Origin of the sequence: Actinomyces sp., from assembly GCF_030530635.1 — a bacterium.
GTDB lineage: Bacteria > Actinomycetota > Actinomycetes > Actinomycetales > Actinomycetaceae > Actinomyces.
Genome location: NZ_JAUMUL010000021.1, coordinates 1 through 24,483 on the forward strand (window position 1 = coordinate 1; position 24,483 = coordinate 24,483).

The 24,483-nt window shown below is 68.3% G+C and carries 22 protein-coding genes; 18 read left to right on the top strand and 4 right to left on the bottom strand.

Translation table 11 applies throughout. The features are described from left to right. Nucleotides 1-72: 72 nt before the first annotated feature. The 3 genes from Q4A20_RS06730 to Q4A20_RS06740 are packed head-to-tail and all read right to left on the bottom strand — an operon-like array spanning nt 73 to nt 2,751. Complete coding sequence (locus Q4A20_RS06730) at nt 73-978, bottom strand: Cof-type HAD-IIB family hydrolase (RefSeq protein WP_303121590.1); 906 nt, start codon at nt 976-978, stop codon at nt 73-75. Between the two features lie 28 nt (nt 979-1,006). Continuing rightward, entirely contained in the window at nt 1,007-2,239 is a 1,233-nt protein-coding gene (locus Q4A20_RS06735) for a GNAT family N-acetyltransferase (protein WP_303121592.1), read from the bottom strand. Then, entirely contained in the window at nt 2,221-2,751 is a 531-nt protein-coding gene (locus Q4A20_RS06740; RefSeq protein ID WP_303121595.1) for an AMP-binding protein, read from the bottom strand. The genes Q4A20_RS06735 and Q4A20_RS06740 overlap by 19 nt, the downstream gene beginning before the upstream one ends. Before the next feature lie 103 nt (nt 2,752-2,854). On the opposite strand from Q4A20_RS06740, the gene uvrC reads away from it, so the two are divergent. The 5 genes from uvrC to Q4A20_RS06765 all read left to right on the top strand — a co-directional run bounded on the left by uvrC (nt 2,855) and on the right by Q4A20_RS06765 (nt 10,471). Continuing rightward, on the top strand, nt 2,855-5,110 hold the full coding sequence (gene uvrC, locus Q4A20_RS06745; protein ID WP_303121597.1) for an excinuclease ABC subunit UvrC: 2,256 nt from the start codon (nt 2,855-2,857) through the stop codon (nt 5,108-5,110). Between the two features lie 13 nt (nt 5,111-5,123). Next, the gene (locus tag Q4A20_RS06750) at nt 5,124-5,990 is read left to right on the top strand and encodes a PRD domain-containing protein (protein ID WP_303121599.1); all 867 of its coding nucleotides are present in this window, start codon (nt 5,124-5,126) and stop codon (nt 5,988-5,990) included. Nucleotides 5,991-6,195: 205 nt separating this feature from the next. Beyond that, entirely contained in the window at nt 6,196-8,076 is a 1,881-nt protein-coding gene (locus Q4A20_RS06755; RefSeq protein ID WP_303121601.1) for a beta-glucoside-specific PTS transporter subunit IIABC, read from the top strand. A 57-nt stretch (nt 8,077-8,133) separates the two neighbouring features. After that, the gene (locus Q4A20_RS06760; RefSeq protein ID WP_303121603.1) at nt 8,134-9,555 is read left to right on the top strand and encodes a glycoside hydrolase family 1 protein; all 1,422 of its coding nucleotides are present in this window, start codon (nt 8,134-8,136) and stop codon (nt 9,553-9,555) included. A gap of 61 nt (nt 9,556-9,616) precedes the next feature. Further along, nucleotides 9,617-10,471, top strand: a complete 855-nt coding sequence (locus Q4A20_RS06765) for a DUF817 domain-containing protein (protein ID WP_303121605.1) — start codon at nt 9,617-9,619, stop codon at nt 10,469-10,471. Between the two features lie 20 nt (nt 10,472-10,491). Here the strand turns inward: Q4A20_RS06765 and purT are convergent, their stop codons facing one another. Beyond that, nucleotides 10,492-11,733, bottom strand: a complete 1,242-nt coding sequence (gene purT, locus Q4A20_RS06770) for a formate-dependent phosphoribosylglycinamide formyltransferase (protein WP_303121607.1) — start codon at nt 11,731-11,733, stop codon at nt 10,492-10,494. Between the two features lie 122 nt (nt 11,734-11,855). Here purT and rapZ point away from each other — a divergent pair, with 122 nt between their 5' ends. The 13 genes from rapZ (at nt 11,856) to Q4A20_RS06835 (ending at nt 24,471) form a co-directional block, all read left to right on the top strand. Further along, nucleotides 11,856-12,989, top strand: coding sequence for an RNase adapter RapZ (gene rapZ, locus Q4A20_RS06775; protein ID WP_303121608.1), 1,134 nt, complete (start codon nt 11,856-11,858; stop codon nt 12,987-12,989). Nucleotides 12,990-12,996: 7 nt separating this feature from the next. Next, on the top strand, nt 12,997-14,046 hold the full coding sequence (yvcK, locus tag Q4A20_RS06780) for a uridine diphosphate-N-acetylglucosamine-binding protein YvcK (protein ID WP_303121610.1): 1,050 nt from the start codon (nt 12,997-12,999) through the stop codon (nt 14,044-14,046). 105 nt (nt 14,047-14,151) lie between these two features. Then, entirely contained in the window at nt 14,152-15,132 is a 981-nt protein-coding gene (whiA, locus tag Q4A20_RS06785) for a DNA-binding protein WhiA (protein ID WP_303121612.1), read from the top strand. Nucleotides 15,133-15,304: 172 nt separating this feature from the next. Further along, entirely contained in the window at nt 15,305-16,312 is a 1,008-nt protein-coding gene (gap, locus tag Q4A20_RS06790) for a type I glyceraldehyde-3-phosphate dehydrogenase (protein ID WP_303121614.1), read from the top strand. 131 nt (nt 16,313-16,443) lie between these two features. Further along, the gene (gene pgk / locus Q4A20_RS06795; RefSeq protein WP_303121617.1) at nt 16,444-17,637 is read left to right on the top strand and encodes a phosphoglycerate kinase; all 1,194 of its coding nucleotides are present in this window, start codon (nt 16,444-16,446) and stop codon (nt 17,635-17,637) included. 42 nt (nt 17,638-17,679) lie between these two features. After that, nucleotides 17,680-18,459 (top strand): triose-phosphate isomerase, encoded by a 780-nt coding sequence (gene tpiA / locus Q4A20_RS06800; protein ID WP_303121619.1) that lies wholly within the window; start codon nt 17,680-17,682, stop codon nt 18,457-18,459. Nucleotides 18,460-18,624: 165 nt separating this feature from the next. After that, nucleotides 18,625-18,867 carry a preprotein translocase subunit SecG gene (gene secG, locus Q4A20_RS06805; protein ID WP_303121622.1) on the top strand — a complete coding sequence of 81 codons (243 nt, stop codon included), beginning with the start codon at nt 18,625-18,627 and terminating at the stop codon, nt 18,865-18,867. 28 nt (nt 18,868-18,895) lie between these two features. Then, on the top strand, nt 18,896-19,885 hold the full coding sequence (locus Q4A20_RS06810; RefSeq protein WP_303121624.1) for a site-specific tyrosine recombinase XerD: 990 nt from the start codon (nt 18,896-18,898) through the stop codon (nt 19,883-19,885). Between the two features lie 55 nt (nt 19,886-19,940). Beyond that, a complete protein-coding gene (locus Q4A20_RS06815) occupies nt 19,941-20,828 on the top strand; it encodes a ParA family protein (protein ID WP_303121627.1) in 888 nt (295 codons plus the stop codon). Beyond that, nucleotides 20,818-21,702 (top strand): ScpA family protein, encoded by an 885-nt coding sequence (locus Q4A20_RS06820; protein ID WP_303121629.1) that lies wholly within the window; start codon nt 20,818-20,820, stop codon nt 21,700-21,702. The genes Q4A20_RS06815 and Q4A20_RS06820 overlap by 11 nt, the downstream gene beginning before the upstream one ends. Next, nucleotides 21,699-22,361, top strand: coding sequence for an SMC-Scp complex subunit ScpB (gene scpB, locus Q4A20_RS06825; protein ID WP_303121631.1), 663 nt, complete (start codon nt 21,699-21,701; stop codon nt 22,359-22,361). Before Q4A20_RS06820 ends, scpB begins: the two co-directional genes overlap by 4 nt. A gap of 8 nt (nt 22,362-22,369) precedes the next feature. After that, nucleotides 22,370-23,311, top strand: coding sequence for a pseudouridine synthase (locus Q4A20_RS06830; RefSeq protein ID WP_303121669.1), 942 nt, complete (start codon nt 22,370-22,372; stop codon nt 23,309-23,311). After that, nucleotides 23,308-24,471 (top strand): prephenate dehydrogenase, encoded by a 1,164-nt coding sequence (locus Q4A20_RS06835; RefSeq protein WP_303121633.1) that lies wholly within the window; start codon nt 23,308-23,310, stop codon nt 24,469-24,471. The genes Q4A20_RS06830 and Q4A20_RS06835 overlap by 4 nt, the downstream gene beginning before the upstream one ends. Nucleotides 24,472-24,483 lie beyond the last annotated feature (12 nt).

The following is a 24,483-nucleotide window of genomic DNA, read 5'->3' on the forward strand; positions in this document are numbered from 1 at the left end:
GCGCTTCCCTGACACGGAAGAGGTCACTGGTTCGATCCCAGTATCGCCCACCACCGCTCCTCATTCAGGTACTCACGCAGCAGGGAACCAGCTCTCCAGTACCTGCAGTACGCCGTCGTTGTCATTGGCGGGCGCCATGAAGCGGGCGGAGTCCCTGGCGTTCGGCGAGGCGTTGGCCATCGCAATCCCGTAGCCCGCCCGAGCCAGCATCTCCGCGTCATTGCCGGAGTCCCCGAAGGCCGCCACCTGATCCGGCACCAGTCCCCAGTGGTCCAGGAGCACGTCCAGACCGGAGGCCTTATGCCGTCCGGGTACGATCAGGTCCACGCTGTCGTGCCCCGACACCACCGGTACCATCGCGCCGTCCAATACCGTATCGAGACGGTCCAGGAACGCGGCCTCGAAGCCGCTCTCGTCCACCAGCGCGATCTTTGACACCCTGCGGCCGTTAATGTCTGCGGCATCCGCCACCAGCTCGTACCGTGGGTGGTAGAAGGTCAGTAGCTCACGCATCTTCGGCGTCTCCGATTCGCGCAGGTAGGCGCCGTCGGGGCCGGAGGCGATGAAGGTCAGCCCGGCGTCGTCGTCGAGTACCGCCAGCACCCGCGCCAGCGCGTCCATGGGCACGTGCGTCTCCCGCAGCCGGACGCCGTCGGCCAGAACGATCGCCCCGTTGTCGGAGACCACGCCGTCGGGAGCCAGGCCCTCCGCTGCCGGGAAGAAGCTGAGCAGCTGCGCCTCCTGATTGCCGGAGGCGACCACGAAACGCACCCCGGCCGCACGCATCCGGCGGCGCAGCGGTGCGAAGCGGCCCCGGTCATAGCTGGAGCCGGTGCGCAGAAAGGTGCCGTCCATATCCACCGCCACCAGGCGCAAATCCGACGGACGTGGCGTCGGGGGAGCGGGCAGCACGGAGGACACCGGGGTGCCGTCCGCATCCGGCGGGATGACGCGATGGTGGGAGGCGGCAGTGTTCATGGTGACACCGAGGGTACGACGGGTCGGCTCATGCGGGGCGGGTGCGTCCGCCCTGCGTCAGGCGCATCATGTCGGCCATGTCCGTGAAGCCCGTGCTCTCGTAGAGCCGCCTGCCCGCGTCCGACGCCTCCAGGTACACCTTGTCCACGCCCCGCGCACGTGCCTGGCGGATGAGCCAGTCGACCACCGCCGCCCCTACCCCGCGTCCTTGGAATGCAGGACGCGTGTACACGTTCATCAGGTAGGCGCAATGACCGCTCGGGTTGTCGGGCGATGGCATCTCCGTGTGCAGGCAGACGCCGCCGCATCCGACCGGCTCGCCGTCCAGGCGGGCCAGGCAGGCGATATGCCCGCCGGTCGGCAGCTCCCGCTCGTAGTAGGCGCGGTTGGCGCGCTCGAGGCGAGTGGGAGCGGCGTCGTCGGGCTTGCCGTTGCTGTTCAGGGGGATCTCATTCATGACGACGAAGAACTCGGGAATCATGAACGAGGTGAGCCGCCGTGCGAGGCGCTCGCGCAACTCGGAGAGCACGATGCCCTGGGAGGCCGGCGTCAAGTAGGCGACCAGATAGGAGAGCCCGTTCTCGTCGGAATGGTCGCGCACCACGGCGCGGTCAACGGAATCGTCGGCTGAGAGCACGTTCTCCACCTCCGTGCACTCGACCCGCTTCCCCTCGCTCATGACCTGGGAGTCCTTTCGGCGCAGGAAGGCGATGTCGCCGGTGTCCGTCATGACCCCCAGGTCTCCCGTGCGGTACATGCGCGAGCCGTCGTCCTGCATGACGAAGTTACTCGACTCCGGTCGCTGTGTCAGGTAGCCGCGCGATACGCCTGCACCCGTCACGCAGATCTCGCCGACCTGTCCGCGGTCGACGGGCTGTAGGTCGTCGTTGAGGATATCCACGCGGTAGCCCAACACCGCCCTGCCCACCGGGTAGGTGCCATCCGCTAGAGGCGCTCCGGCGCTGGCACGGTAGTAGGTGGCGCAGCAGGTCGTCTCTGAAGGACCGTAGGTGTTGTAGACCTCGGCCCGGTCCACGAGCTGGTCGCAGTAGTTCGCCCGTAGGACGTCGCCACCGCTGATGTACAGACGCACCCCCTTGGGCACGCGCCCCGATGCGTTGAAATCTGCGATGAGGTAGGGGAAACCGTCGACGATCGTCACGCCCATCTCGTCAACGAAGTCGAGCAGGGCCGGCACGTTGTCGTGCTCGGCGGTGGAGGGGATGGCGAGCGCGGCGCCTGTCAGCAGGGAGCAGAACACCTCCTCGACACGTAGCCGAGCACGTTGCGGTTCTCGACGCACACGCCCTTCGGGTCGCCCGTGGTGCCGGAGGTGTACAGCACGTAGGCGAGATCCTCCGTAGCCGTGCCGACCGGGACGGGCCGCGGTGCTGGGGCGTCGGAGAAGTCGGGGGCGATGTAGATGCGCTCCGCCCCGCGGAACAGGCCGTCGTATTCGCGTTGTGTCACCACCACATCCACGTCCGCCTCGGTGAGCATGAAACGGATGCGGTCGACGGGAAAGGACGGCTCTGCCGGGACGTAGGCCGCTCCCGTCTTCAATACGGCGAGTATGGCCGCGATCATCGCCGGGCCGTGGTCCATCACGATGCCGACGAAGCGGGGATTGTGCGGCAGCATGGCGGCAATCGCGGATGCCATGCGGTCAAGCTCGGCGTAGGTGAGGGTTCTGGCCCGGGTGGTGACTGCCGGGGCGTCTGGTCGTCGTGCGACCTGCTCTGTGAAGCAACCGTAGATGGTCTGGGTCTTCATAGTCACTTCCTTCGTTCAGGCTATGGAAGTGGAACCGTTCGGTTGTCACGTTAGCCTAACGCAAGCGCGGTGGCTTGCGAACCCAGGTCGTAGTGTTTACCGCATGGCCGACCCGTCGACATACCGTCCTGCCCCCGGCGATATCCCGACCTCGCCGGGCGTGTATCGGTTCCTGGATGCCGAGGGACGCGTCATCTACGTGGGCAAGGCCAAGAACCTGCGCGCTCGCCTGGGCAACTACTTCCAGGACCTCAGTGCCCTGCACCCGCGCACCCAGAAGATGGTCACCACCGCCTGCGCGGTGGAGTGGACGGTGGTTTCCACCGAGGTCGAGTCCCTCGCGCTGGAGTACTCCTGGATCAAGGAGTTCAACCCGCGTTTCAACGTCAAGTACAAGGATGACAAGTCCTACCCGTACCTGGCGGTCACCATGCAGGAGACCTACCCGCGGGCCCAGATCGTGCGCGGCGCCCGCCGCCCCGGCGTGCGCTACTTCGGACCCTTCGTGCAGGTTTGGTCCATCCGGGAGACCCTCGATCAGCTGTTGCGCGTATTTCCCATCCGCTCCTGTTCGGCCGGCGTGTTCAAACGCGCTCACGCCTCCGGCCGTCCCTGCCTGCTGGGTTATATCGACAAGTGCTCCGCTCCCTGCGTGGACCGCATCAGTCCGGCCGACCATCGGGAGCTGGCGGAGGACTTCTGTGCCTTCATGGCCGGCCGCACCGGTCCCTACCTGCGCGAGGTCGAGACGCAGATGCGGGCCGCCGCCCGGGCTCTCGACTTCGAGAAGGCGGCCCGCCTGCGCGATGATGCGGAGGCCCTGCGCAAGGTCATTGAGCAGAACGCCGTGGTGCTGCCGGAGGCCACCGACGTGGACGTGTTCGCCCTGGCCCGTGACGAGCTCACAGCCGCCGTCCAGGTGTTCCACGTGCGCGGCGGCCGGGTGCGCGGCCAGCGCGGCTGGGTGATCGACCTGGTTGAGGACGCCACCGACGCCGAGCTCATCGAGCGGCTTCTCCAACAGGTCTACTCCGACCTGCTCGACCCGGCCGACGACGCCGCCACCGTGGGCGTGGCGGTAGGCGTCCCCGCCCGCTCCGGGCCGACGACCTCGCTCGGCGTCGGCGACCGCGCCCCGGCCGCCCCGCTGGAGCGCACCGCCCCCGAGAACGGCACTCGCACCGGGCGCCGCGAGCGCGGCGCCACCAGCGTCGACGACGTCACCCACACCTCCACGACGGCCGTGCCGCGGGAGATCCTCGTCCCCGCCCTGCCGACCGACGCCACCGCTGTGCGTGACTGGCTCACCGGACTGCGCGGCGCCAAGGTGGAACTGCGCGTGCCCCTGCGCGGGGACAAGGCCGCCCTCATGGACAACGTGCGCAAGAACGCCGAGGAGGCGCTGCGCCAGCACAAGACTCGCCGTGCCGGCGACCTCACCCAGCGCTCCCAGGCCCTGGAGGAACTGGCTGAGGCCCTGGAGCTGCCCGAGGCGCCCCTGCGGGTGGAGTGCTACGACATCTCCCACACCCAGGGCACCTACCAGGTCGGTTCCATGGTCGTCTTCGAGGACGGTGCACCCAAGAAGTCCGACTACCGGCGCTTCGTCATCCGCGGCCAGGATGGCTCCGGTACCGCCGACGACACCGCCGCCATGCACGAGGTCCTGACCCGCCGCTTCAAGCGGCTGCTGGCCGAGCAGAACAGCCCCGGCCCGGTATCCGGCTCCGTGCCCGCCGACGTCGGTGAGGAGTACGTATCCGATGATGAGCCGTCGCCCCCCGGCGCCAGGGAGGTGTCCGCGGACGACACCGCCGCGCCCGTCTCCGGGCCCGTCGACCCCGACACCGGGCGCCCCCGCCGCTTCTCCTACACGCCCGGGCTCGTCGTCGTCGACGGCGGACTGCCGCAGGTCAACGCCGCACGCAAGGTTCTTAACGAACTCGGTGTGGATATCCCTTTGGTCGGCCTGGCCAAGCGGCTGGAGGAGGTGTGGGTACCGGGGGAGGAGTTCCCGATCGTGCTGCCGCGTACCTCGCCCGCGCTGTACTTACTGCAGTATCTGCGCGATGAGTCCCACCGCTTCGCCATAACCCATCACCGCAAGAAGCGTTCGGCGGGTATGACCCGCTCCGTGCTCGACTCGATCCCGGGACTTGGACCCGCCCGCCAGGCGGCCCTGCTGAAGGAGTTCGGATCGGTCAAGCGCATCCGGGCCGCCTCGGCCGAACAGATCGCCGCGGTCAAGGGCATCGGCCCGACCCTGGCCGCCACCATTGTTCAGCGTCTTGCCGCCCAAAGCACGCATCAGGCGCACGGGGAGGAGCAGACGCCCGCCCCACGGGCGGCGGATCGGTGACACAATCCCGCAGGTGGAGATCCTGCGGGTATTCAACAATAACGTAATCCTGGCGCGTGACGAGTTGGGGCGTGAGGCGGTACTGACCGGTCGTGGCTTGGGTTTCCAGCGCAAACCGGGTCAGGACGCCGACACATCCCGGGTGGTACGCCGCTACGTGCTGGCACAGAACGCCGAGAGTGTCGGCGAGGTGATGGCGGCGATCCCGCTGGAGCGCATAGCCCTGATCGAGCGCACCTTCCGTGGCGCCGCCCGCGACCTGGGCACCACGGTCCCGGCCTCCACGATCGTGGCGGTGATCGACCACGTCAACCAGGCGATGGAGCGGGTACGGGCCGGAATCACCATGGACTACCCGCTGCGTTCCGAGGCCGCTCACCTGCACCCGGAGGAGCTGCGGCTGGCGGAGCGAATGGTGGCTGAACTCAACCAGGCCCAGGAGGTACAGCTGCCCGACGGCGAGGCCGTCGCCCTCGCCCTGCACCTGTTCGCCGCCGCCGTGGGTGCGCCCTCCACCCGCGAGGCCGCCTTCCAATCCAAACTCATCGGGCAGGTCATGGACATCCTCAAGGCCGCCTACGGACGCGACTTCCGTCCCGACTCGATCGATGCGGCGCGGTTCGCCGTGCATCTGCGCTACTTCCTGGTGCGGGCCCGCACCGGGGAACAGCTGGCAGACGGCACGGGCGCCGCCATCGCCGAGTCCCTGCGGATCCGGTACCCGGGGGCCTATCGAGTGGCCATACGGGTGAAGGAGCTTTTGGAGATGCGTCTGGGGATCACGGTGCAGCAGGACGAGACCGCGTATCTCACCATGCACGTCGCCCGGCTGGAGGCCGGCATGGACCGAACGCACCCACAGGCAGACGGTGTGTCCTGACATGCGCTGTGACCAAGGGCACCCCGTGCGGCTGTGATGTCCGTCCGCAGGTTGGCCTTATAGTTGGCCACGAGCCCCGCACGGGGCCCAGGATTGTGACCCGCAAGGGGCAAGACCTGAGACGATTCGCAGAGTAACTGCGTGGTCGTTTCGGGTCTTTTTTGTTTTCCGGCCACCTACGGGCAACCGGATCGAGGAGGATCGTATGGCGAAAGTCGACTATGCGGCGCTGGCGCCGCAACTGCTGGACAAGGTCGGAGGTGAGGGCAATGTCCGCTCCATGACTCACTGTGCCACGCGTCTGCGCCTGGTCCTGGCGGACGAGTCCAAGGCGGCGACGGCACAGATCAAGCAGCTGCCCGGAGTCGTCACCGTCGTACAGGCGGGCGGTCAGTACCAGGTGGTCATCGGCAATGACGTGCCCGTGCTGTATGAGGAGCTGGGGCGGATCACGTCACTCGGCGCCGCGGGCTCCGGTGCGGACCGGCCCGCGGAGGAGGGCAACCTCTTCGATCGCTTCATCAAGCTGATCTCGGCGTTGATCAACCCGGTGCTGTGGACCCTGGCTGGCGCCGGGCTGATCAAGGCGATGCTCGCCCTGCTGACCACTCTGGGGTGGATGGCGGCCACGGGCACCACCTACACGATCCTGAATGCCGCCGGAGACTCCGTCTTCTACTTCCTGCCGATCGTGCTGGCGATCTCAGCGGCGCGCAGATTCAAGGCCAACGAGATCACAGCGGTCGCCATCGCCGGGGCCCTGGTCTACCCGGACATCGTCGCCCTGGCGGACGCCGACTCGGTGACCTTCATCGGCATTCCCGTGGTGATGGCGTCTTACAGCTCATCCCTGCTGCCAATCATCTTCTCCACCTGGATCCAGAGCTACCTGGAGCGCTGGCTCAAGCGCGTGCTGCCCAGCACCATCCGCAATTTCACGATGCCGCTGCTGGTGCTCGCCATCATGGTGCCCCTGGTACTGATGACGATCGGCCCGGTGACCACCGCGCTGTCCGGTGGGATCTCATCCGGTATTCAGTCGCTGTTCCGGGTCGCGCCCTGGGCCGCCGGTGCGGTGATGGGTGCCTTCTGGCAGGTATTCGTCATGTTCGGCATCCACTGGGGCTTCGTGCCCATCATGCTGGCCGATTACGACAATCCCGGGTATTCGGTCATGGCCGCCCCGCTGTTCGCCGCCGTCCTGGCCCAGGCCGCAGCCATGCTTGCCGTCATGATCCGCACCCGCTCGGCGCAGATGCGACAGGTAGCAGGCCCGGCCACGCTTTCCGCATTCCTCGCCGGCATCACCGAACCCGGCATCTACGGCGTGAACCTCCCCTTGAAGCGCCCCTTCATCGCCGGCTGCATCGGCGGTGCCGTGGGCGGCGCCATCATCGCCGTGGGCGGCGGCGCCTCCTCCGCCTTCGTCTTCCCCTCGCTGATCGGTATTCCGGCGCTGCTGCAGTACGGCAATGTGGCGGTGACCTTCATCGGTATCGGAGTGGCCGTGGTTGTCGGCTTCGTGCTGGCATTAGTGCTCGGCTTCAACGAGTCCGACGCATCCGGCGACGCCTCCGGGGCTGAGGCCGCCCAGGCCGAGCAACCCAGCGCCCCCGCGGAGCCCACCACCGCCTTGGGCGCCCCGGTGGCGGGTCGGGCCATGCCGCTGGAAAAGGTCTCCGACCCGGTCTTCTCCTCCGGTGCCCTGGGCGGCGGCGTCGCCGTGCGGCCCCATGGTTCCGGGCGGATCGTGGTCACGGCACCCGCGGCCGGCACCCTGCTCACGGTCATGGACTCCGGACACGCCTACGGCATCAAGACCGACGACGGCGTGGAGCTCCTGGTGCACGTCGGCCTGGACACCGTCCAGCTTGAGGGGCGGGGCTTCTCCCCGAAGGTGACGGTGGGCCAGCGCGTGACCCGCGGCCAGGAACTGGCCGAGGTCGACCTGGAGGTTGTGCGCGAGGGCGGATACGACCCCACTACCATCCTCGTTGTCACCAACACGGCGAGCCTGGCGGGCGTGGTCCCGGTGGTCGACGCCGACGTGGAGGCCGACGCCGACGTCGTCGAAATCGACCACTGAACCGTGAGCAAGCACAAGCATTCACGCATTCATTCACGCATTAAGGAGAATCCAGAGATGTCTACATCGACCACCTTTCCCGCCGACTTCCTGTGGGGCGGTGCACTGGCCGCCAACCAGTACGAGGGCGCCTACGACGCCGACGGCAAGGGCCTGAGCGTCCAGGACGTCATGCCCCGGGGAATCGTCGGCCCCCGCACCCAGGCGCCTACCGCGGATAACCTCAAGCTGGTGGGCATCGACTTCTACCACCGCTACCAGGAGGACATCGCGCTGCTGGCTCAGATGGGCTTCAAGGTCTTCCGCTTCTCCATCGCCTGGTCGCGTATCTTCCCCAAGGGGGATGAGACCGAGCCGAATGAGGCCGGCCTGGCCTTCTACGACCGGGTCCTGGACGAGCTGGAGAAGTACGGCATCGAGCCGTTGGTGACCATCAGCCACTACGAGACTCCGCTGCACCTGACTGAGGCCTACAACGGCTGGGCCGACCGACGTACGATCGGCTTCTTCGAGCGCTATGCCCGCACACTGTTCGAGCGCTACGGCAAGCGGGTCAAGTACTGGCTGACCTTCAACGAGATCAACTCCGTCCTCCACGAGCCCTTCATGTCCGGTGGCATCAACACGCCCAAGGAGGAGCTGCGCGAGCAGGACCTGTACCAGGCCATCCACCATGAGCTGGTCGCCTCCGCGTCGGTCACCCGCATCGCACATGAGATCAACCCCGAGCTGCAGGTCGGCTGCATGATCCTGGCGATCCCGTTCTATCCGCTCACCCCGGATCCCCGGGACGTGTGGGCCGCCAAACAGGCGGAGCGGGACAATTACGCATTCGGGGACGTGCACGTGCGCGGTACCTACCCCGGATACTTCCTGCGCAAGCTGCGGGACAAGGGCATCGAACTGGACATCACTGAGGCGGACCGCCGCACCCTGGCTGAGCACACGGTCGACTTCGTGTCCTTCTCCTACTACATGTCCTCCTGCGAGACCGCCACTCAGGAACGTGAAGCCGGCGGCGGCAATCTCATGGGCGGCGTCGTCAACCCCACCCTGGAGGTCTCCCAGTGGGGCTGGGCGATCGATCCCCGCGGCCTGCGCACCATCCTGAACGACTACTGGGACCGCTGGGGCAAGCCCCTGTTCATCGTGGAGAACGGCCTGGGTGCGCGCGACGAGCTGGTCACCGGCTCCGACGGGACCCCGACCGTCGAGGATGACTACCGGATCGACTACATGAACGACCACCTGGTCCAGGTGCGTGAGGCCATCGCCGACGGCGTGCAGGTCATGGGCTACACCTCCTGGGGCTGCATCGACTGCGTCTCCGCCTCCACCGCCCAGATGTCCAAGCGCTACGGCTTCGTCTACGTGGACCGCAACGACGACGGCACCGGCACGCTGGCGCGCTACCGCAAGCGGTCCTTCGCCTGGTACCGGGACGTGATCGCCTCGAATGGTGCCAGCCTGAAGGCCTGACCTACTAAACGAGCAGCAGCCGCAGCCGACCGACGTCGTCGCTACCGGGTAGTCTTTGCCGATGCCCGAAGAGCGCCTACCGTTGAGTCGCCTGCGGCTGCTGCCGTTGCGGCTGGCCCAGTTCGCCGGCATCCAGCTGTCCTGCTGCGCCTTCTCGATCGCCGTGTTCGTCGGCATGGCGGTCTCCGTGGTCATCTGGAACCGGGTGGACCTGCCGCTGGCCCGCTATGACGCACTGCTCATCTACGTGCTGGCGATTCAGATCGCCTTCGTGGTGTTGAAACTGGAGACCTGGCGCGAACTGGCAGTCATCTGCGCCTTCCATCTGATCGGCCTGGCGCTGGAGGTGTTCAAGGTGCACGTCGGCTCCTGGACCTACCCGGACGCCGGGGTGGTGCGCCTGGGCGGAGTGCCGATCTTCTCGGGCTTCATGTACGCCTCGGTCGGCTCCTATATTTGTCAGGCCTTTCGGCGTTTCGATCTGCGTATCTGCGACTTCCGCCGTTGGCCGGTGACGGCGCTGGCAGTAGCGGCCTACGCGAACTTCTACACCCACCATTTCATCTGCGACCTGCGCTGGGCGGTGGCGATCGGCTTCGTCCTGGCCCTATGGGGCTCCACGGTGCACTTCACCGTGGGCCCGGACCGCTACCGTATGCCCACTGCCGTGTCGTTCACGCTCATCGGGGTGTTCCTGTGGCTGGCGGAGAACCTCGGCACCTTCCTCAACGCCTGGCGCTACCCGGACCAGCAGGCGGGCTGGCACCTGGTGCACGTGGGCAAGCTCGGCAGCTGGGCGCTGCTGGTCACCCTGAGTTTCGTGCTGGTGGCGGCCGTAAAGGCGGAGGAGGGCGTGCTCTACGGGGACGGCGAGGCGCGGGTCACTGCGCCGCGGCGCCGTCGTCGAATTCGGTGACCGCCCCTCGTGATCACTATTCAGGGTTGCGTCACGGTGATGGCCCCGGCCGCCTCCCGCGCCCGGAGGCGTGCGGTCTCGACGTTTCCGGCCGTGGCTACGGCCACACCCATACGGCGTCCCGGGTGCGCCTGTGGTTTGCCGAACAGGCGCACGTCGACGTCGGGTACCGCCAGTGCCTCGGCCACACCCGTGTAGCACACCCCGGTGTCGGGTGTGGACTCGATGGAGGACTTGATGACGGCGGAGGCCCCGGCCGAGCGCAGGGAGGTGTCGACCGGCAGCCCCAGCAGCGCCCGGGCGTGCAACTCGAACTCGCTCAGGCGCTGGCTCGCCAGGGTCACCATGCCGGTGTCATGCGGGCGAGGGGACACCTCCGAGAAGAGGACGTCCTCGCCGCAGATGAACAATTCCACCCCGAACAGTCCCCAACCACCCAGCGCGCCGGTCACCGCCGCGGCCACCTCCCGCGCCCGGCGTGAAGCAGTCGCCGCAAGCGGATGCGGTTGCCAGGACTCGACGTAGTCGCCATCGACCTGCCGGTGTCCGATCGGCTCACAGAACGAGGTCACGGTCTGGCCGGTGTGCGGGTCGCGAGAGCGGACCGTCAGCAGTGTGATCTCAGAGTCGAAGTCGACGAGGCCCTCCACAATCACCCGGCCCCGATCCACCCGGCTCTCCGCGGCCGCCAGGCGCCAGGCGGCCGCCACGTCGTCGGGTCCGCGCACTACGGATTGGCCGTGCCCGGAGGAGGACATCACCGGCTTGACGATGCACGGGTAGCCGATGCGCTGGGCGGCGGCTGCCAGCTCGGCCGGAGCGGAGGCGAAGGCATAGGGGCTGGTGGGCAGGTCGAGTTCCTCCGCCGCGAGCCGACGGATGCCCTCCCGGTCCATGGTCAACCGGGCGGCGCGCGCGGTCGGCACCACCCGAACCCGGCCGGCCTGCTCCAACGCCACCAGGGCGTCGGTCGCCAGCGCCTCAAGCTCGGGGACCACGATCCGCGCCCCGGTCGACTCGATCGCCGTCGTCAGTGTGGCCGGGTCGGACATGTCCACGGTCAGGGCGTGGTGCGCCACCTGCTGGGCGGGAGCACCCGCATAACGGTCGATGGCCGTCACCTCCACACCCAGGCGCGTGAGTGCAATAGCCACCTCCTTACCGAGTTCCCCAGAGCCGAGCAGCGCCACCCGGGTGCCTGATGACGTCCCCGGAGTGCCGAAGTCCTCGGTGAAGGGTGAGGGGGAGTGGGATTCGGTCACGGCTACCTCCGCTGCTCGGCACGCAGTTGCGTGCGATCGGTTAGGCACCGCGGTGCCCTTTGCTGCGGCCACGCTACCGAAACTCCGCGGCCCAACACAGCCGTTTGTGCAATGCTGGGGTCATGGATGCACCGGATCGAACCGACCCCGGCCGTCCGCCCGCTCCGGACGACGGCCCCGATCGGATTCCCCCGTCGGTTCCCGTGGCCGATTCCCGGCCCGCGGCCCCGCTGCCCCCGGGTGTGCCTCCGCGCAGGCGGGTGCGCCACGTGGCCGGGACCGACTCCGCCGGAGACGGCACGGCAGCCGTGCACCAACACCGGGACCCGGTCAAGGACACGGTGCCGCGCGGCATCTCCGCCATAGATGAGGCGGCCGTCCCGGTGCCCCCGGCCAAGCGGCCCGAGATGATCATCGTCACCGGCTTGTCCGGCGCAGGACGTTCTCGTGCGGCTGACGCCCTGGAGGATCTCGACTGGTACGTGGTGGACAACCTGCCGCCGCAGCTGCTGCCCGCGCTGGCCGGCATGATGACCACGGTCGGAGCGGGGGTGCACCGGCTCGCGGCCGTCGTCGATGTGCGCAGCCGCGAGTTCTTCGCCTCCTTCATGCAGTACCTGGGGCAGTTGCGGGAAACCGGTGTGGACATCCGCCTGATCTTCCTGGACGCCTCGGACGCCGTGCTGGTTCGCCGCTTTGAGTCCTCGCGGCGCCCGCACCCGCTGCAAGGCACCGGGTCCATCCTGGACGGGATCGAGCACGAGCGCACCCTACTGGCCGGACTCAAGGGCACGGCCGACGAGGTCATCAACACCACCGGCTATTCGGTGCACGATCTGGCTCGGCGCATCCGTGAACTGGTCGCGCACGAGTCCGATCTGGCCCTGCAGGTGACGGTCATGTCCTTCGGCTTCAAGTACGGGCTGCCGATGGACGCCGACCACGTCCTGGATGTCCGCTTCATCCCCAATCCCTATTGGGTGACGGAGTTGCGGCACTTGACCGGACGGGACACGCCCGTGGCCGAGTACGTGTTTCAGCAGGACGGCGCATCTGCCTTCGTGGACGGCTACGTGAACCTGCTGATTCCGGCGCTGCCCCGGTATGTCGACGAACTCAAGCCCAATGTCACCATCGCGGTGGGTTGCACCGGAGGCAAGCACCGCTCGGTGGCCACCGCCGAACGGATCGCCGCCAGCCTGCGTGCCTCCGGTTTCCAGGTCGCCGTGCAGCACCGGGACCTGGGGAGGGAGTGAGGCGGCTGTGAGCGAGACACGGGGTGATGGCGCCGAGGCCAACACACGGACGGCCCGGGCCACTATCGACTCCGCCGGCTGGAGCCGCCGCGGTGAGGAGGGGCCCGCCGTCGTCGCCCTGGGTGGTGGACACGGCCTGTCGGCGACCCTGCGGGCCCTGCGGCACGTCACCCATCGGCTCACCGCGGTGGTAACCGTGGCCGACGACGGTGGTTCCTCGGGGCGGCTGCGTCGCGAGTTCGACTGTCTGCCACCCGGAGACCTGCGGATGGCGCTGGCCGCCCTCACCGATGAGACCGACTGGGGACTGACCTGGCGGGATGTGCTCCAGCATCGTTTCTCAGGCGAGGGCGAGTTGAATAATCACGCTCTGGGAAATCTGCTGATTCTCGCCCTGTGGCAGTTGCTCGGCGACGAGGTCGAGGGTCTGGACTGGGTGGGGCGACTGCTGAGTATCCACGGCCGCGTGATCCCTATGAGTGCCTCTCCGCTGGTGATCGAGGCGGATATCGTCGACGGCCAGTCCCGCCAGCGCGTCAGCGGCCAGGTAACCGTCGCCTCGACCCGCGGCCGTATGGAGAATGTGCGTGTGGTGCCTGAGGACGCCGACGCCCACCCCGAGGCGATCCGGGCCATCGACGCTGCCGACTGGGTGATCCTCGGGCCCGGTTCCTGGTACACTTCCGTGCTGCCGCATTTGATCCTGCCGTCCATGCGCCGCGCCCTGGTGCGCACGCGTGCGCGTAAGGCCGTGGTCCTCAACCTGTCTGCCCAGAGCGGCGAGACCGACGACATGACCGTGGCCGACCACCTGCGCGTCCTGGCCGAGTATGCGCCCGACCTGCGTCTGGACGTGGTCGTCGCCGATCCCAGTGTGGTGGAGGACGTGGCTGATCTGAGTGCCGTCGCCGAGTCGATGGGGGCGATTCTCGTGCTGCGTCAGGTGCGCACCGGGGACGCCATGTGCCACCATGATCCGTTGCGGTTGGCGGCCGTCTTCCGAGACGCCTTCGACGGCGTGGTCGGCGATATCGCCGGCGCACCGCCACAGACCTGACTGTGCCCGACCGCATCCAACCAAATCCGACCAAATCCGAACAGATCTGACCGTATCCCTGCTAGAACCGTTCCGACCACCAGCCAAGACCAGGAGCATCACCACATGTCGCTGACGGTGACCGTCAAGGACGAGCTCGCACGCGTGAACAATGACAACGCCAACCAGCGGCGGGCCGAGGTGGCCGCGATGCTGCGTTTCGCCGGCGGCCTGCACCTCGTCTCCGGCCGCATCGTGGTCGAGGCCGAACTCGATCACGGCGGCGCCGTACGCCGGCTGCACCGCGACCTGCGGGAGCTGTTCGGCATGACCCCCGAGGTGCTGGTCGTGCAGGCCGGTTCCCTACATCGTGGCAGCCGCTACGTGTTGCGCGTGACCGACCGCGGCCGCGACCTGGCGCGCCTTACCGGGCTGGTGGACGGTCACGGTCGTCCCGTGCGCGGCATGCCCGTGGCGGTCGTGCAGGGCGGGCGCAATGCGTCCGCTGCGGCCTGGCGCGGGGCCTTCCTGGCCCGCGGCTCGCTGACCGAGCCCGGCCGCTCCTCGGCGCTGGAGGTCACCTGCCCCGGCAGTGAGGCCGCCCTCGCCCTGGTCGGGGCCGCCCGCCGCTTCGAGGTGGCCGCCAAGGCGCGCGAGGTGCGCGGCGCGGACCGGGTGGTGGTGCGCGACGGCGAGGCGATCAGCGTTCTGCTCCAGAAGATGGGGGCGGTCGAGGCCAATGCCACCTGGGTGGAGCGCCGTACCCGCCGTGAGAATCGTGGCACCGCCAACCGGCTGGCGAATTTCGACGACGCCAACCTGCGCCGTTCGGTGCGTGCCGCCGTCACCTCGGGGGCGCGCGTGGAACGCGCCTTCGAGATCCTCGGAGCGGAGGTACCCGAGCACCTGGTTCAGGCAGGCCGGCTGCGAATCCAGCACAAGCAGGCCAGCCTGGAGGAACTAGGACGTATGGCCGATCCGCCGCTCACCAAGGACGCGGTGGCCGGACGCATCCGTCGGTTACTGGCCATGGCGGACAAGCGCGCCCATGAGCTGGGCATCCCGGACACCGAGTCGGTGCTCACCCAGGACATGCTCGACATGTGAGATGAGCCGGTGTGTTCGCCCGTGGCGTGTCCGAACCTGCCCGGCGGCAGGCACGTGACGCTAGACTCAACCTGCCGGATCGGACGGGGAACTCCCCACGAAGGCCGGGGCACACCGTGTGTGCAAAGAGCTACGAGTATGTGCACCCACTGGTGCACTAGGAGGACACAAAGTGACCACCCGCGTTGGTATCAACGGCTTCGGCCGCATCGGCCGCAACTTCTACCGCGCTGCCCTTGAGCAGGGCGCCGACTTCGAGGTCGTGGCTGTCAACGACCTGACCGACATCAAGACCCTCGCCCACCTCCTCAAGTTCGACTCAATCATGGGCCGCCTCGCCGCCGAGGTCACCTACGACGAGCAGAACATCATCGTCGATGGCAAGCCGATCCGCGTCCTGGCTGAGCGCGAGCCCGGCAACCTGCCCTGGGCGGACCTGGGCGTCGACGTAGTCGTCGAGTCCACCGGCTTCTTCACCGACGCCACCAAGGCCCAGGCGCACATCGACGCCGGTGCCAAGAAGGTCGTCATCTCCGCTCCGGCGAAGAACGAGGACGGCACCTTCGTGGTGGGTGTGAATGAGCAGGAGTACGACACCACCAAGCACAACATCATCTCGAACGCCTCCTGCACCACCAACTGCCTCGCCCCCGTGGCGAAGGTGCTGGACGAGGCCTTCGGCATCGAGAACGGCCTCATGGTGACCGTTCACGCCTACACCGGCGATCAGCGCATCCACGACGCCCCGCACAAGGACCTGCGCCGTGCCCGTGCCGCCGCCCTCAACATCGTCCCGACCTCCACCGGCGCCGCCCGCGCGGTCGCCCTTGTACTCCCGCAGCTCAAGGGCAAGCTGGACGGTTACGCCATGCGTGTGCCGGTCCCGACCGGCTCGGTTACGGACCTGACCTTCAAGCCCTCCAAGCCGGCCACCGTTGAGGAGATCAACGCTGCCGTCAAGGCCGCCGCCGAGGGGCCGCTCAAGGGCGTTCTGGCCTACTCCGAGGAGGACCTGGTTTCCACCGACATCGTCGGCGACTCCCACTCCTCCATCTTCGACTCCAAGCTCACCAAGGTGCAGGGCGACCAGGTCAAGGTCGTCTCCTGGTACGACAACGAGTGGGGTTACTCCAACCGCCTCGTCCAGCTCACCGCCCTGGTCTGCGCCAAGCTCGCCTGAGCTCGAGCAGGCGGATACTCACACCGTGAGCACCTGATTAACGCCCGCGCGCGCCACCGGCGTGCGCGGGCGTTAATCAATCACCCCCACTCACCCGTAAATCCACGTCACATTCAACACTGCGAGGTTTCATGAAGACCATCGAGTCCCTGGGCGACCTGAAGGGCAAGCGCGTCCTGGTCCGCTCCGACTTCAACGTTCCGCTCGACGACGACAAGAACATCACCGACGACGGCCGCATCCGCGCCGCGCTGCCGACCCTGAAGACTCTGCTCGACGCCGGCGCCAAGGTCATCGTCGCCGCCCACCTGGGCCGCCCCAAGGGCAAGGTCAACCCGGACTTCTCACTCGCCCCGGTCGCCAAGCGGCTGGCCGAGTTGGCCGAAGTGGACGTGACCCTGGCCGAGGACACCGTCGGCGAAGGTGCCAAAGCGGCGGTCGCCGCCCTGGAGCCCGGCAACATCGTGCTGTTGGAGAACGTGCGCTTCAACGCCGCGGAGACCTCCAAGGACGATGCCGAGCGCTCCGTCTTCGCCGAGCAGCTCGCCGCCCTGGCTGACGTGTTCGTCTCCGACGGCTTCGGCGTCGTGCACCGCAAGCAGGCCTCCGTCTACGACGTCGCCCGCATTCTTCCGGCCGCCTCCGGTCTGCTGGTCGCCAAGGAGATCGAGTCTCTCGGCAGGGCCGTCAACGACCCCGAGCGCCCCTACACCGTGGTGTTGGGCGGTTCGAAGGTCTCCGACAAGCTCGGCGTCATTGCCAACCTGCTTACCAAGGCCGACCGGCTTCTGATCGGTGGCGGCATGGCCTACACCTTCCTCGCCGCCCAGGGTCACGAGGTCGGCACCTCTCTGCTTGAGCAGGACCAGATCGACACGGTCAAGGGATACCTGGAAACCGCGAAGGCCAACGGGGTGGAGCTGCTTCTGCCCGTCGACACCGTCGTTGCCCCCGAGTTCAAGCCGGATGCCCCGGCCACCGTGGTTGCCTCCGACGCCATCCCGGCGGACCAGATGGGACTGGACATCGGCCCCAAGACCCGGGAGCTGTTCGCCCAGGCGATCGCATCCTCCAAGACGGTCGTGTGGAACGGTCCCATGGGCGTGTTCGAGTTCCCGGCTTTCGCCGAGGGCACCAAGGCTGTCGCCCAGGCCATCTCCGCATCCGAGGCCTTCTCCGTGATCGGCGGCGGCGACTCCGCTGCGGCCGTGCGCACGCTCGGCTTCGACGAGTCCACCTTCTCCCACATCTCCACCGGTGGCGGCGCCTCCCTGGAGTTGCTGGAGGGAAAGACGCTGCCCGGCATCGCCGTCCTTGATGACTGACAGGCACCCAACCAATCCCATCCCAAGCTAAGGAATCCGATTATGAGCAACCGCACCCCGCTGATGGCGGGCAACTGGAAGATGAACCTCGACCACCTTGAGGCCAACCACCTGGTGCAGGGCTTGGCCATGGCGCTGAGTGACGCCGGCCACGACTACGCCAAGTGTGAGGTCCTGGTCATTCCGCCGTTCACGGACATCCGCTCCGTCCAAACCGTGGTGGAGGCCGACGGACTTGACATCAAGTACGGTGCGCAGGACGTGTCCATCCACGACAACGGCGCCTACACCGGTGAGATCTCCACCTCCATGCTGAGCAAGCTCGGCTGCAGCTACGTGGTCATGGGCCACTCTGAGCGCCGTGAGTACCACAGCGAGTCTGATGAGTTGGTCGGCGCCAAGGCCCGCAAGGCCCTGGACGCCGGCATGACCCCGATCCTGTGCTGCGGTGAGGCCCTTGAGGTGCGCAAGGCCGGCACCCATGTGGACTTCGTGCTCGGCCAGATCCGGGCCGCCCTGGCCGGCTGGTCTGCCGAGGACGTCGCCAAGATCGTGATCGCCTACGAGCCCATCTGGGCCATTGGCACCGGTGAGACCGCCACCGCCGAGGACGCTCAGGAGGTGTGCGGTGCCATCCGTGAGGCCCTGCGTGCCGACTACGGTGACGCCACCGCCGAGGCGACCCGTGTTCTGTACGGCGGCTCCGCCAAGCCCGCCAACATCAAGGAGCTCATGGCCCAGGCGGACATCGACGGCGCCCTCGTCGGCGGCGCCTCGTTGAAGGCCGACTCCTTTGCGCAGATGGCCGGCTTCTACGCCTGATCTGTGTTGCACATAGGTGGCAGGTGCGCCCGATTCCTTTATGGAACCGGGCGCACCTGCGCACAATGGGCCGGCCATCGGGTAGAGTCGCCGTCGGCTAGGCGGTATCGGCCTTCCCGCTACGCCGGTTGAGCCGGCCGAGACAGACGACGAAGGGAACACGGCGTGGGTGTGCTGACCATCATCCTGCAAGTGCTACTGGTGCTCTCCAGCTTCTTCCTGATCATGACGATCCTCATGCACAAGGGCAAGGGCGGCGGCCTGTCTGACATGTTCGGCGGCGGCATCACCTCCTCCGCGGGCTCCTCCGGCGTCGCCGAACGCAACCTCAACCGCATCACCGTCGGTGTGGCTCTGCTGTGGGCCGGCACCATCATCGGCCTCGGGTTGGTCGCCCGCTTCGCCTGACGGGGACGGTGCCGTCACGAAGCCGTCGATGTCTCCATCCGCCGGCCCCGCTGTCGACCGCCGCGGGGACGGGCTTGAGCGGGCGCGGGCCGGCTACCTGGCCCACCTGCGGGTGGAGCGGGGGCTCAGCCCGAACACGCTTAATGCCTACGAACGCGACCTGGTGCGTTACACCGAGTTCTTGCGCAGCCGCTCCATTCACGCGCCCGGCCAGGTAGGTGAGGCGGATGTGGCCGACTTCCTGGAGGCGCTGCGCACCGGTGCCGACGGCGGCCGCCCACTGGCCGCGTCCTCCGCGTCGCGCACCGTTACCGCCGTACGCGGCTGGCACAAGTTCCTTCATGCCGAGGGGGTCACCGCCGCCGACCCGTCGGCGCCGGTGCGTCCGCCGCAGGTGGGGCGACGACTGCCCAAGGCATTGACCGTCGACGAAGTGCGGCGCCTGCTTGAGGCCGCAGACGCCGACGACTCCCCGGCCGGCCTGCGTGACCGTGCCCTTTTGGAACTGCTGTATGCCACCGGTGCCCGTATCTCCGAGGCGGTCGGTCTGGTCGTGGACGACCTGGACGCGGCCTCCGGATGCCTGCGTCTGTTCGGCAAGGGCCGCAAGGAGAGGATCGTGCCGATGGGCGGATACGGGTGGGACGCCCTGGATGCCTACCTGGTACGCGGACGCCCGGTCCTTGCGGCGAAGGGACGGGGGGTGCCGGAGGTCTTCCTCAACACTCTCGGACGGCCCCTGTCACGGCAGTCCGCCTGGGCGGTGCTGCAACAGGCGGCTCGACGCGCCGGCCTCATTGGCGCCGACGAGGCGACCGCACAGGAGGACCGGCGCATCTCCCCGCATACGCTGCGTCACTCCTTCGCGACCCACCTGCTGGCAGGGGGAGCGGATGTGCGGGTAGTGCAGGAGATGTTGGGGCACGCCTCCGTGACCACCACCCAGATCTACACCAAGGTAACCGTCGACCACCTGCGCGAGGTGTACGCCACCAGCCATCCGCGCGCCCGCGGCTGATGGGTGGCAGGCCAGTCGCCACTCCACGTGCCGCCACTTCGGCTAGGCTGCCGGTGTGAGTGACGCGAAGCAACCCGGCCTGATCGATCCGCCCGAGACCTTTGCCGACTACCAGCAGGAGGAGGACGCGAAGGTCTTCCCGGTCCCGGCGCCGCTCGACTCCCATGGCCCGGCGCGCGTCATCGCCATGTGCAACCAAAAGGGTGGCGTCGGTAAGACGACCACCACCATCAACCTGGGCGCCGCTCTGGCCGAATACGGGCGCCGTGTGCTGGTCGTCGACTTCGACCCGCAGGGCGCGGCCAGCGCCGGTCTGGGAGTCAACGCCAACGAATTGGACAAGACCGTCTACGACATGCTGGTCGCCGTCCGCCCAGACGTGCGACCAATCATCCACTCCACCTCCGTTGATGGCCTTGATCTGATTCCGGCGAACATCGACCTGTCCGCAGCCGAGGTACAACTGGTGGGCGAGGTCGCCCGTGAGCAGGCGCTCGCCCGCGTGCTGCGGCCCGTACTGGACGACTATGACGCCGTTATCGTGGACTGCCAGCCCTCCCTCGGGCTGCTGACCGTCAACGCGCTTACCGCCGCCCACGGCGTCATGATCCCCCTGGAGACCGAGTTCTTCGCTCTGCGCGGCGTAGCCCTCCTGGTGGAGACGGTGGACCGGGTGCGTGATCGCATCAACCCGCGCCTGCAGATCGACGGCATCCTGGCTACCATGGTGGACCCGCGCACCCTCCACTCCCGGGAGGTCCTCGAACGTCTGACCGAGGCCTTCGGCGACAAGCTCCTCGACACGCAGATCCGCCGCACCGTCAAATTCCCGGACGCCTCCGTCGCGAGTGAGCCGATCACCACTTACGCCCCCGGCCACCCGGGTGCCGAGGCCTACCGGCGCCTGGCCCGGGAGGTCATCGCCCGCGGCAATGTCGCCTGAAACGTCGCCCGAGACGCTCACCGCAGCTGTGCCCGCCGCGGCTCGGCCGCCTGAGCCGGAGAACCCGCAGCTGGATGCCTCCGGTCCGGTCGACCCCGCACAGGTGCCGGGCTTCAGCGTAAACCTGCCCCAGTTCGAGGGCCCCTTCGACCTGCTGCTCACCCTCATAGCCCGCAAACGGCTCGACATCACTGAACTCGCCCTGGCGGAGGTCACTGATGACTTCATCGCCTATATGCGCGCCGACTGGGACCTGGGACGCGCCACCGAGTTCCTGGTCATCGCTTCCACCCTGCTGGCGCTCAAGGCGCACCGGCTGCTTCCGCACGACCCCGATGAGGCCGATGAGGACATGGAGCTGCTGGAGGCCCGCGACCTGCTCTTCGCCCGCCTGCTGCAGTACCGCGCCTACAAGGAGGCCGCCGCCGCCTTCCGCGCCCGCGCCGAAACCGCCTCCCGCACTCACCCCCGCGTCGTCAGCCTACCGCCCGAACTCGCGGCCCTGCTGCCCCGGCTCGTGTCCACCATCGACGCCGAGGACCTGGCCCGCATCGCCGCCGACGTCTTCACCCGGCCCCGGGATCCGGGTGTGCAAACGGTGCACCTGCACGAGCGCGTCCCCGTGGGGGAGCAGTTACAGCTGATCGTCGACCGGCTGCGCCATTCCGGCACGTTGACCTTCACCGAGTTGACCGCCGATGCGGGCCGCACCGCAGTGATCGTCGCCCGCTTCCTGGCGGTGTTGATCCTGTACCGTCAGGGCGGCATCGACCTGGCCCAGGACGCACCCATGGAGGAGATCACCGTCACCTGGCGCGGCTACGCGGAGGTGGATGCCATGACGTCCCCCGAGCTGGAGGAGGAGTTCGCATGACCACCCCGGTTTCTTCGAGCGCGGGCGCACGGGAGCCGGTGCCTGTGGCGCAGGAGGAGCTGCGTGCCGCCGTCGAGGCCGTCCTGGTAGTAGCCGATGAGCCGGTTACCGCCGCCGCCCTCGCCGCCGCCCTGGGCTCGCATGAGGACGATGTGGAGGCGCTGCTGGAGTCACTCGCCGCCGAATACGCCGGGAAGCACAGTGGCGACAACGGTGGGGCCGACGAGGACGCGGCCGAGGTCCGAGCCCGCGGCTTCGTGCTGCGGCGCGCCGCCGGCGGTTGGCGGCTCGCCTCCGCACCCCGCTTCGGTGATCTGGTGGAGCGATTCGTCATCGGCGGAGCCACCGCGCGTCTGTCGCAGGCGGCCCTGGAGACCCTGGCCGTGATCGCCTACCGGCAGCCCGTCACGCGTGGCCGGGTGGCGGCGGTACGCGGCGTGAACGTCGACGGGGTGGTGCGCACCCTGCACGCCCGCGGTCTGATCGAGGAGGCCGGCACCGAGCCGTCCGGCGCCATCCTCTACCGCACCACCAGTGAATTCCTGGAGTACCTGGGACTGGACTCGCTAGAAGATCTGCCGCCCCTGGCCCCCTACCTGCCCGATGCATCTTCCCTGGGAGACATCGAGGAGGAGATCACCGGAAGGATACTGCCATGACCAAGCGCATGGATCCCCACGAGGGCACTAGTGCCGAGGCTGCACTGCACTTCGGTGCCGAGGAGTTCTACGACGCCGACGATCTGGAGGAGATCGGCTACGAGGCCGCCGAGCCGACGGACGCCCAGGATGCTGGCGCCGGAGGGGAACGCGAACTCGCGCCGGATGACCCCTACACGGACGGCGGGCAGCGGCTACAGAAGGTGTTGGCGCACGCGGGAGTGGGGTCCCGGCGCGTATGCGAGCAGTTGATCGCCGCCGGCAGGGTCAGCGTGGATGGGGTGCGGGTCACCGAACCCGGCGTGCGGGTGGATCCCGCCGCCCAGGAGATCCGGGTGGACGGCTCCCGGGTGCTCACCGACCCCGACGTCATCACCGTCATGCTGCACAAGCCAGCCGGCGTGGTCACCACCATGGAGGACCCGGAGGGGCGCCCCACAGTCGCCGAGTACGCCGAGCGCTACCTGGCGGAACACGCCGAGCAGCTGGGCGGAACGGAGAGGGCCGCCTCCCTCCGGCTGGTGCATGTGGGTCGGCTGGACGCCGAGACCGAGGGGCTGCTGCTGCTGTCCAATGACGGCGAACTCACCCACCGGCTCACGCACCCCAGCTACGAGGTCGCCAAGACTTACGTGGCCGTGGTCAAGGGGCGCATGGGCCCGGGTGTGCCGCGTCGATTGCGGCGCGGCATCGAGCTGGACGACGGTCCGATCACCGCGGACCGCGTGGTGGTGAAGGACACCTCGCCGCGTGCCTCCATTGTGGAGGTCACGCTGCACTCGGGTCGCAACCGTATCGTGCGGCGCATGCTCGCCGCCGTCGGCCACCCCGTCACCCGCCTGTCCCGCACCCGGATCGGGCCGCTGGCACTCGGCGACCTGCGCCCGGGTGCCATGCGGGCACTGACCGGTGCGGAGGTAAGCGCCCTGCAGCAGGAGGCGGGGCTATGAGCGCCATCGGCAACCCCTCGGCAGTCCTAGCCACCCGGGGACCGGTGCTGGTGGTCGGCACCGGCCTGCTGGGTACCTCCCTGGCGCTGGCCCTGACTGGCGCGGGCGTCGAGGTGCAGCTGGCCGACACCTCACCCACCTCCTTGGCACTCGCGCGCGACATGGGGGCCGGACGTGTACGCGAACAGGACAGCGCCGAGCCGAGGATGGTGGTGGTGGCCACCCCGCCGGACGTGGCCGCCGAGGTGGTCCTGCGTGAGCTGGCCGACCACCCGGAGGCGGTGGTCACCGACGTGGCCAGCGTCAAGGAACGCATCGGCGCCGAGGTGCGCCGCCGCGGCGGCGCGAAGGCGCGCCGGTACGTGGGTTCCCATCCCATGGCCGGGCGGGAGCGGTCCGGTGCCGGCGCCGCCGACTCCGACCTGTTCGCCGGCCGTCCCTGGGTGGTCATCGCCGACGGGGCGGTCCCGGACGCGGAACTTGCCGTGCGCAACCTGGCCGTCGACGTCGGCGCCACCCCGGTGCGCATGAGTGCCGCCGAGCACGATGCCGCCGTCGCCGCCGTCAGCCATGTGCCCCAACTGGTCAGCTCCCTATTGGCCGCTCGGCTGGAGACTCTTCCCGAGAACGCGCTCGGCCTGGCCGGGCAGGGACTGCGCGACACCACCCGGATCGCTGCCTCCGATCCGCGGCTGTGGTCGGCCATCGTGGTCGGCAACGCCGGACCGGTGGTGGGCATGCTGCGCCGACTGCGGGAGGACCTGGACGCCCTGATATCCGGGATCGCACCGGCCGCCGTCGACCCGGACGACCCCGCATACACCGCCGCGGGGGACGCCGGCTCCATCGCCCCGGGCGCCGTCGGCTCCATTACCGACCTGATGACCCGCGGCAATGCCGGGCAGGCCCGCATACCGGGCAAGCACGGCGGGGCACCGCGCCGTTACGCACAGGTGCAGGTGCTGGTGCCCGACTCCGCCGGCTCACTCGGCCGTCTGTTCTCCGACGTCGGCAAGGCAGGCGTCAACATTGAGGACTTCGCCATGGAACACTCGCCCGGCCAGAGCGCCGGCCTGGCCATGCTCTCGGTCATGCCGGCCGCGGCGCAGAGCCTGGAGGAGGCCCTGGACGCCCGCGGCTGGCGCGTGGTCGTGGCCTGACGGCGGTGCAGC

Bases quoted from the DNA above. Each gene is read 5' to 3' on its own strand.
- Q4A20_RS06730 (WP_303121590.1), bottom strand. From the start codon at position 978: ATGAACACTGCCGCCTCCCACCATCGCGTCATCCCGCCGGATGCGGAC.
- Q4A20_RS06740 (WP_303121595.1), bottom strand. From the start codon at position 2,751: ATGAAGACCCAGACCATCTACGGTTGCTTCACAGAGCAGGTCGCACGA.
- uvrC (WP_303121597.1), top strand. From the start codon at position 2,855: ATGGCCGACCCGTCGACATACCGTCCTGCCCCCGGCGATATCCCGACC.
- Q4A20_RS06755 (WP_303121601.1), top strand. From the start codon at position 6,196: ATGGCGAAAGTCGACTATGCGGCGCTGGCGCCGCAACTGCTGGACAAG.
- Q4A20_RS06760 (WP_303121603.1), top strand. From the start codon at position 8,134: ATGTCTACATCGACCACCTTTCCCGCCGACTTCCTGTGGGGCGGTGCA.
- Q4A20_RS06765 (WP_303121605.1), top strand. From the start codon at position 9,617: ATGCCCGAAGAGCGCCTACCGTTGAGTCGCCTGCGGCTGCTGCCGTTG.
- rapZ (WP_303121608.1), top strand. From the start codon at position 11,856: ATGGATGCACCGGATCGAACCGACCCCGGCCGTCCGCCCGCTCCGGAC.
- whiA (WP_303121612.1), top strand. From the start codon at position 14,152: ATGTCGCTGACGGTGACCGTCAAGGACGAGCTCGCACGCGTGAACAAT.
- pgk (WP_303121617.1), top strand. From the start codon at position 16,444: ATGAAGACCATCGAGTCCCTGGGCGACCTGAAGGGCAAGCGCGTCCTG.
- tpiA (WP_303121619.1), top strand. From the start codon at position 17,680: ATGAGCAACCGCACCCCGCTGATGGCGGGCAACTGGAAGATGAACCTC.
- Q4A20_RS06810 (WP_303121624.1), top strand. From the start codon at position 18,896: ATGTCTCCATCCGCCGGCCCCGCTGTCGACCGCCGCGGGGACGGGCTT.
- Q4A20_RS06820 (WP_303121629.1), top strand. From the start codon at position 20,818: ATGTCGCCTGAAACGTCGCCCGAGACGCTCACCGCAGCTGTGCCCGCC.
- scpB (WP_303121631.1), top strand. From the start codon at position 21,699: ATGACCACCCCGGTTTCTTCGAGCGCGGGCGCACGGGAGCCGGTGCCT.
- Q4A20_RS06830 (WP_303121669.1), top strand. From the start codon at position 22,370: ATGGATCCCCACGAGGGCACTAGTGCCGAGGCTGCACTGCACTTCGGT.
- Q4A20_RS06835 (WP_303121633.1), top strand. From the start codon at position 23,308: ATGAGCGCCATCGGCAACCCCTCGGCAGTCCTAGCCACCCGGGGACCG.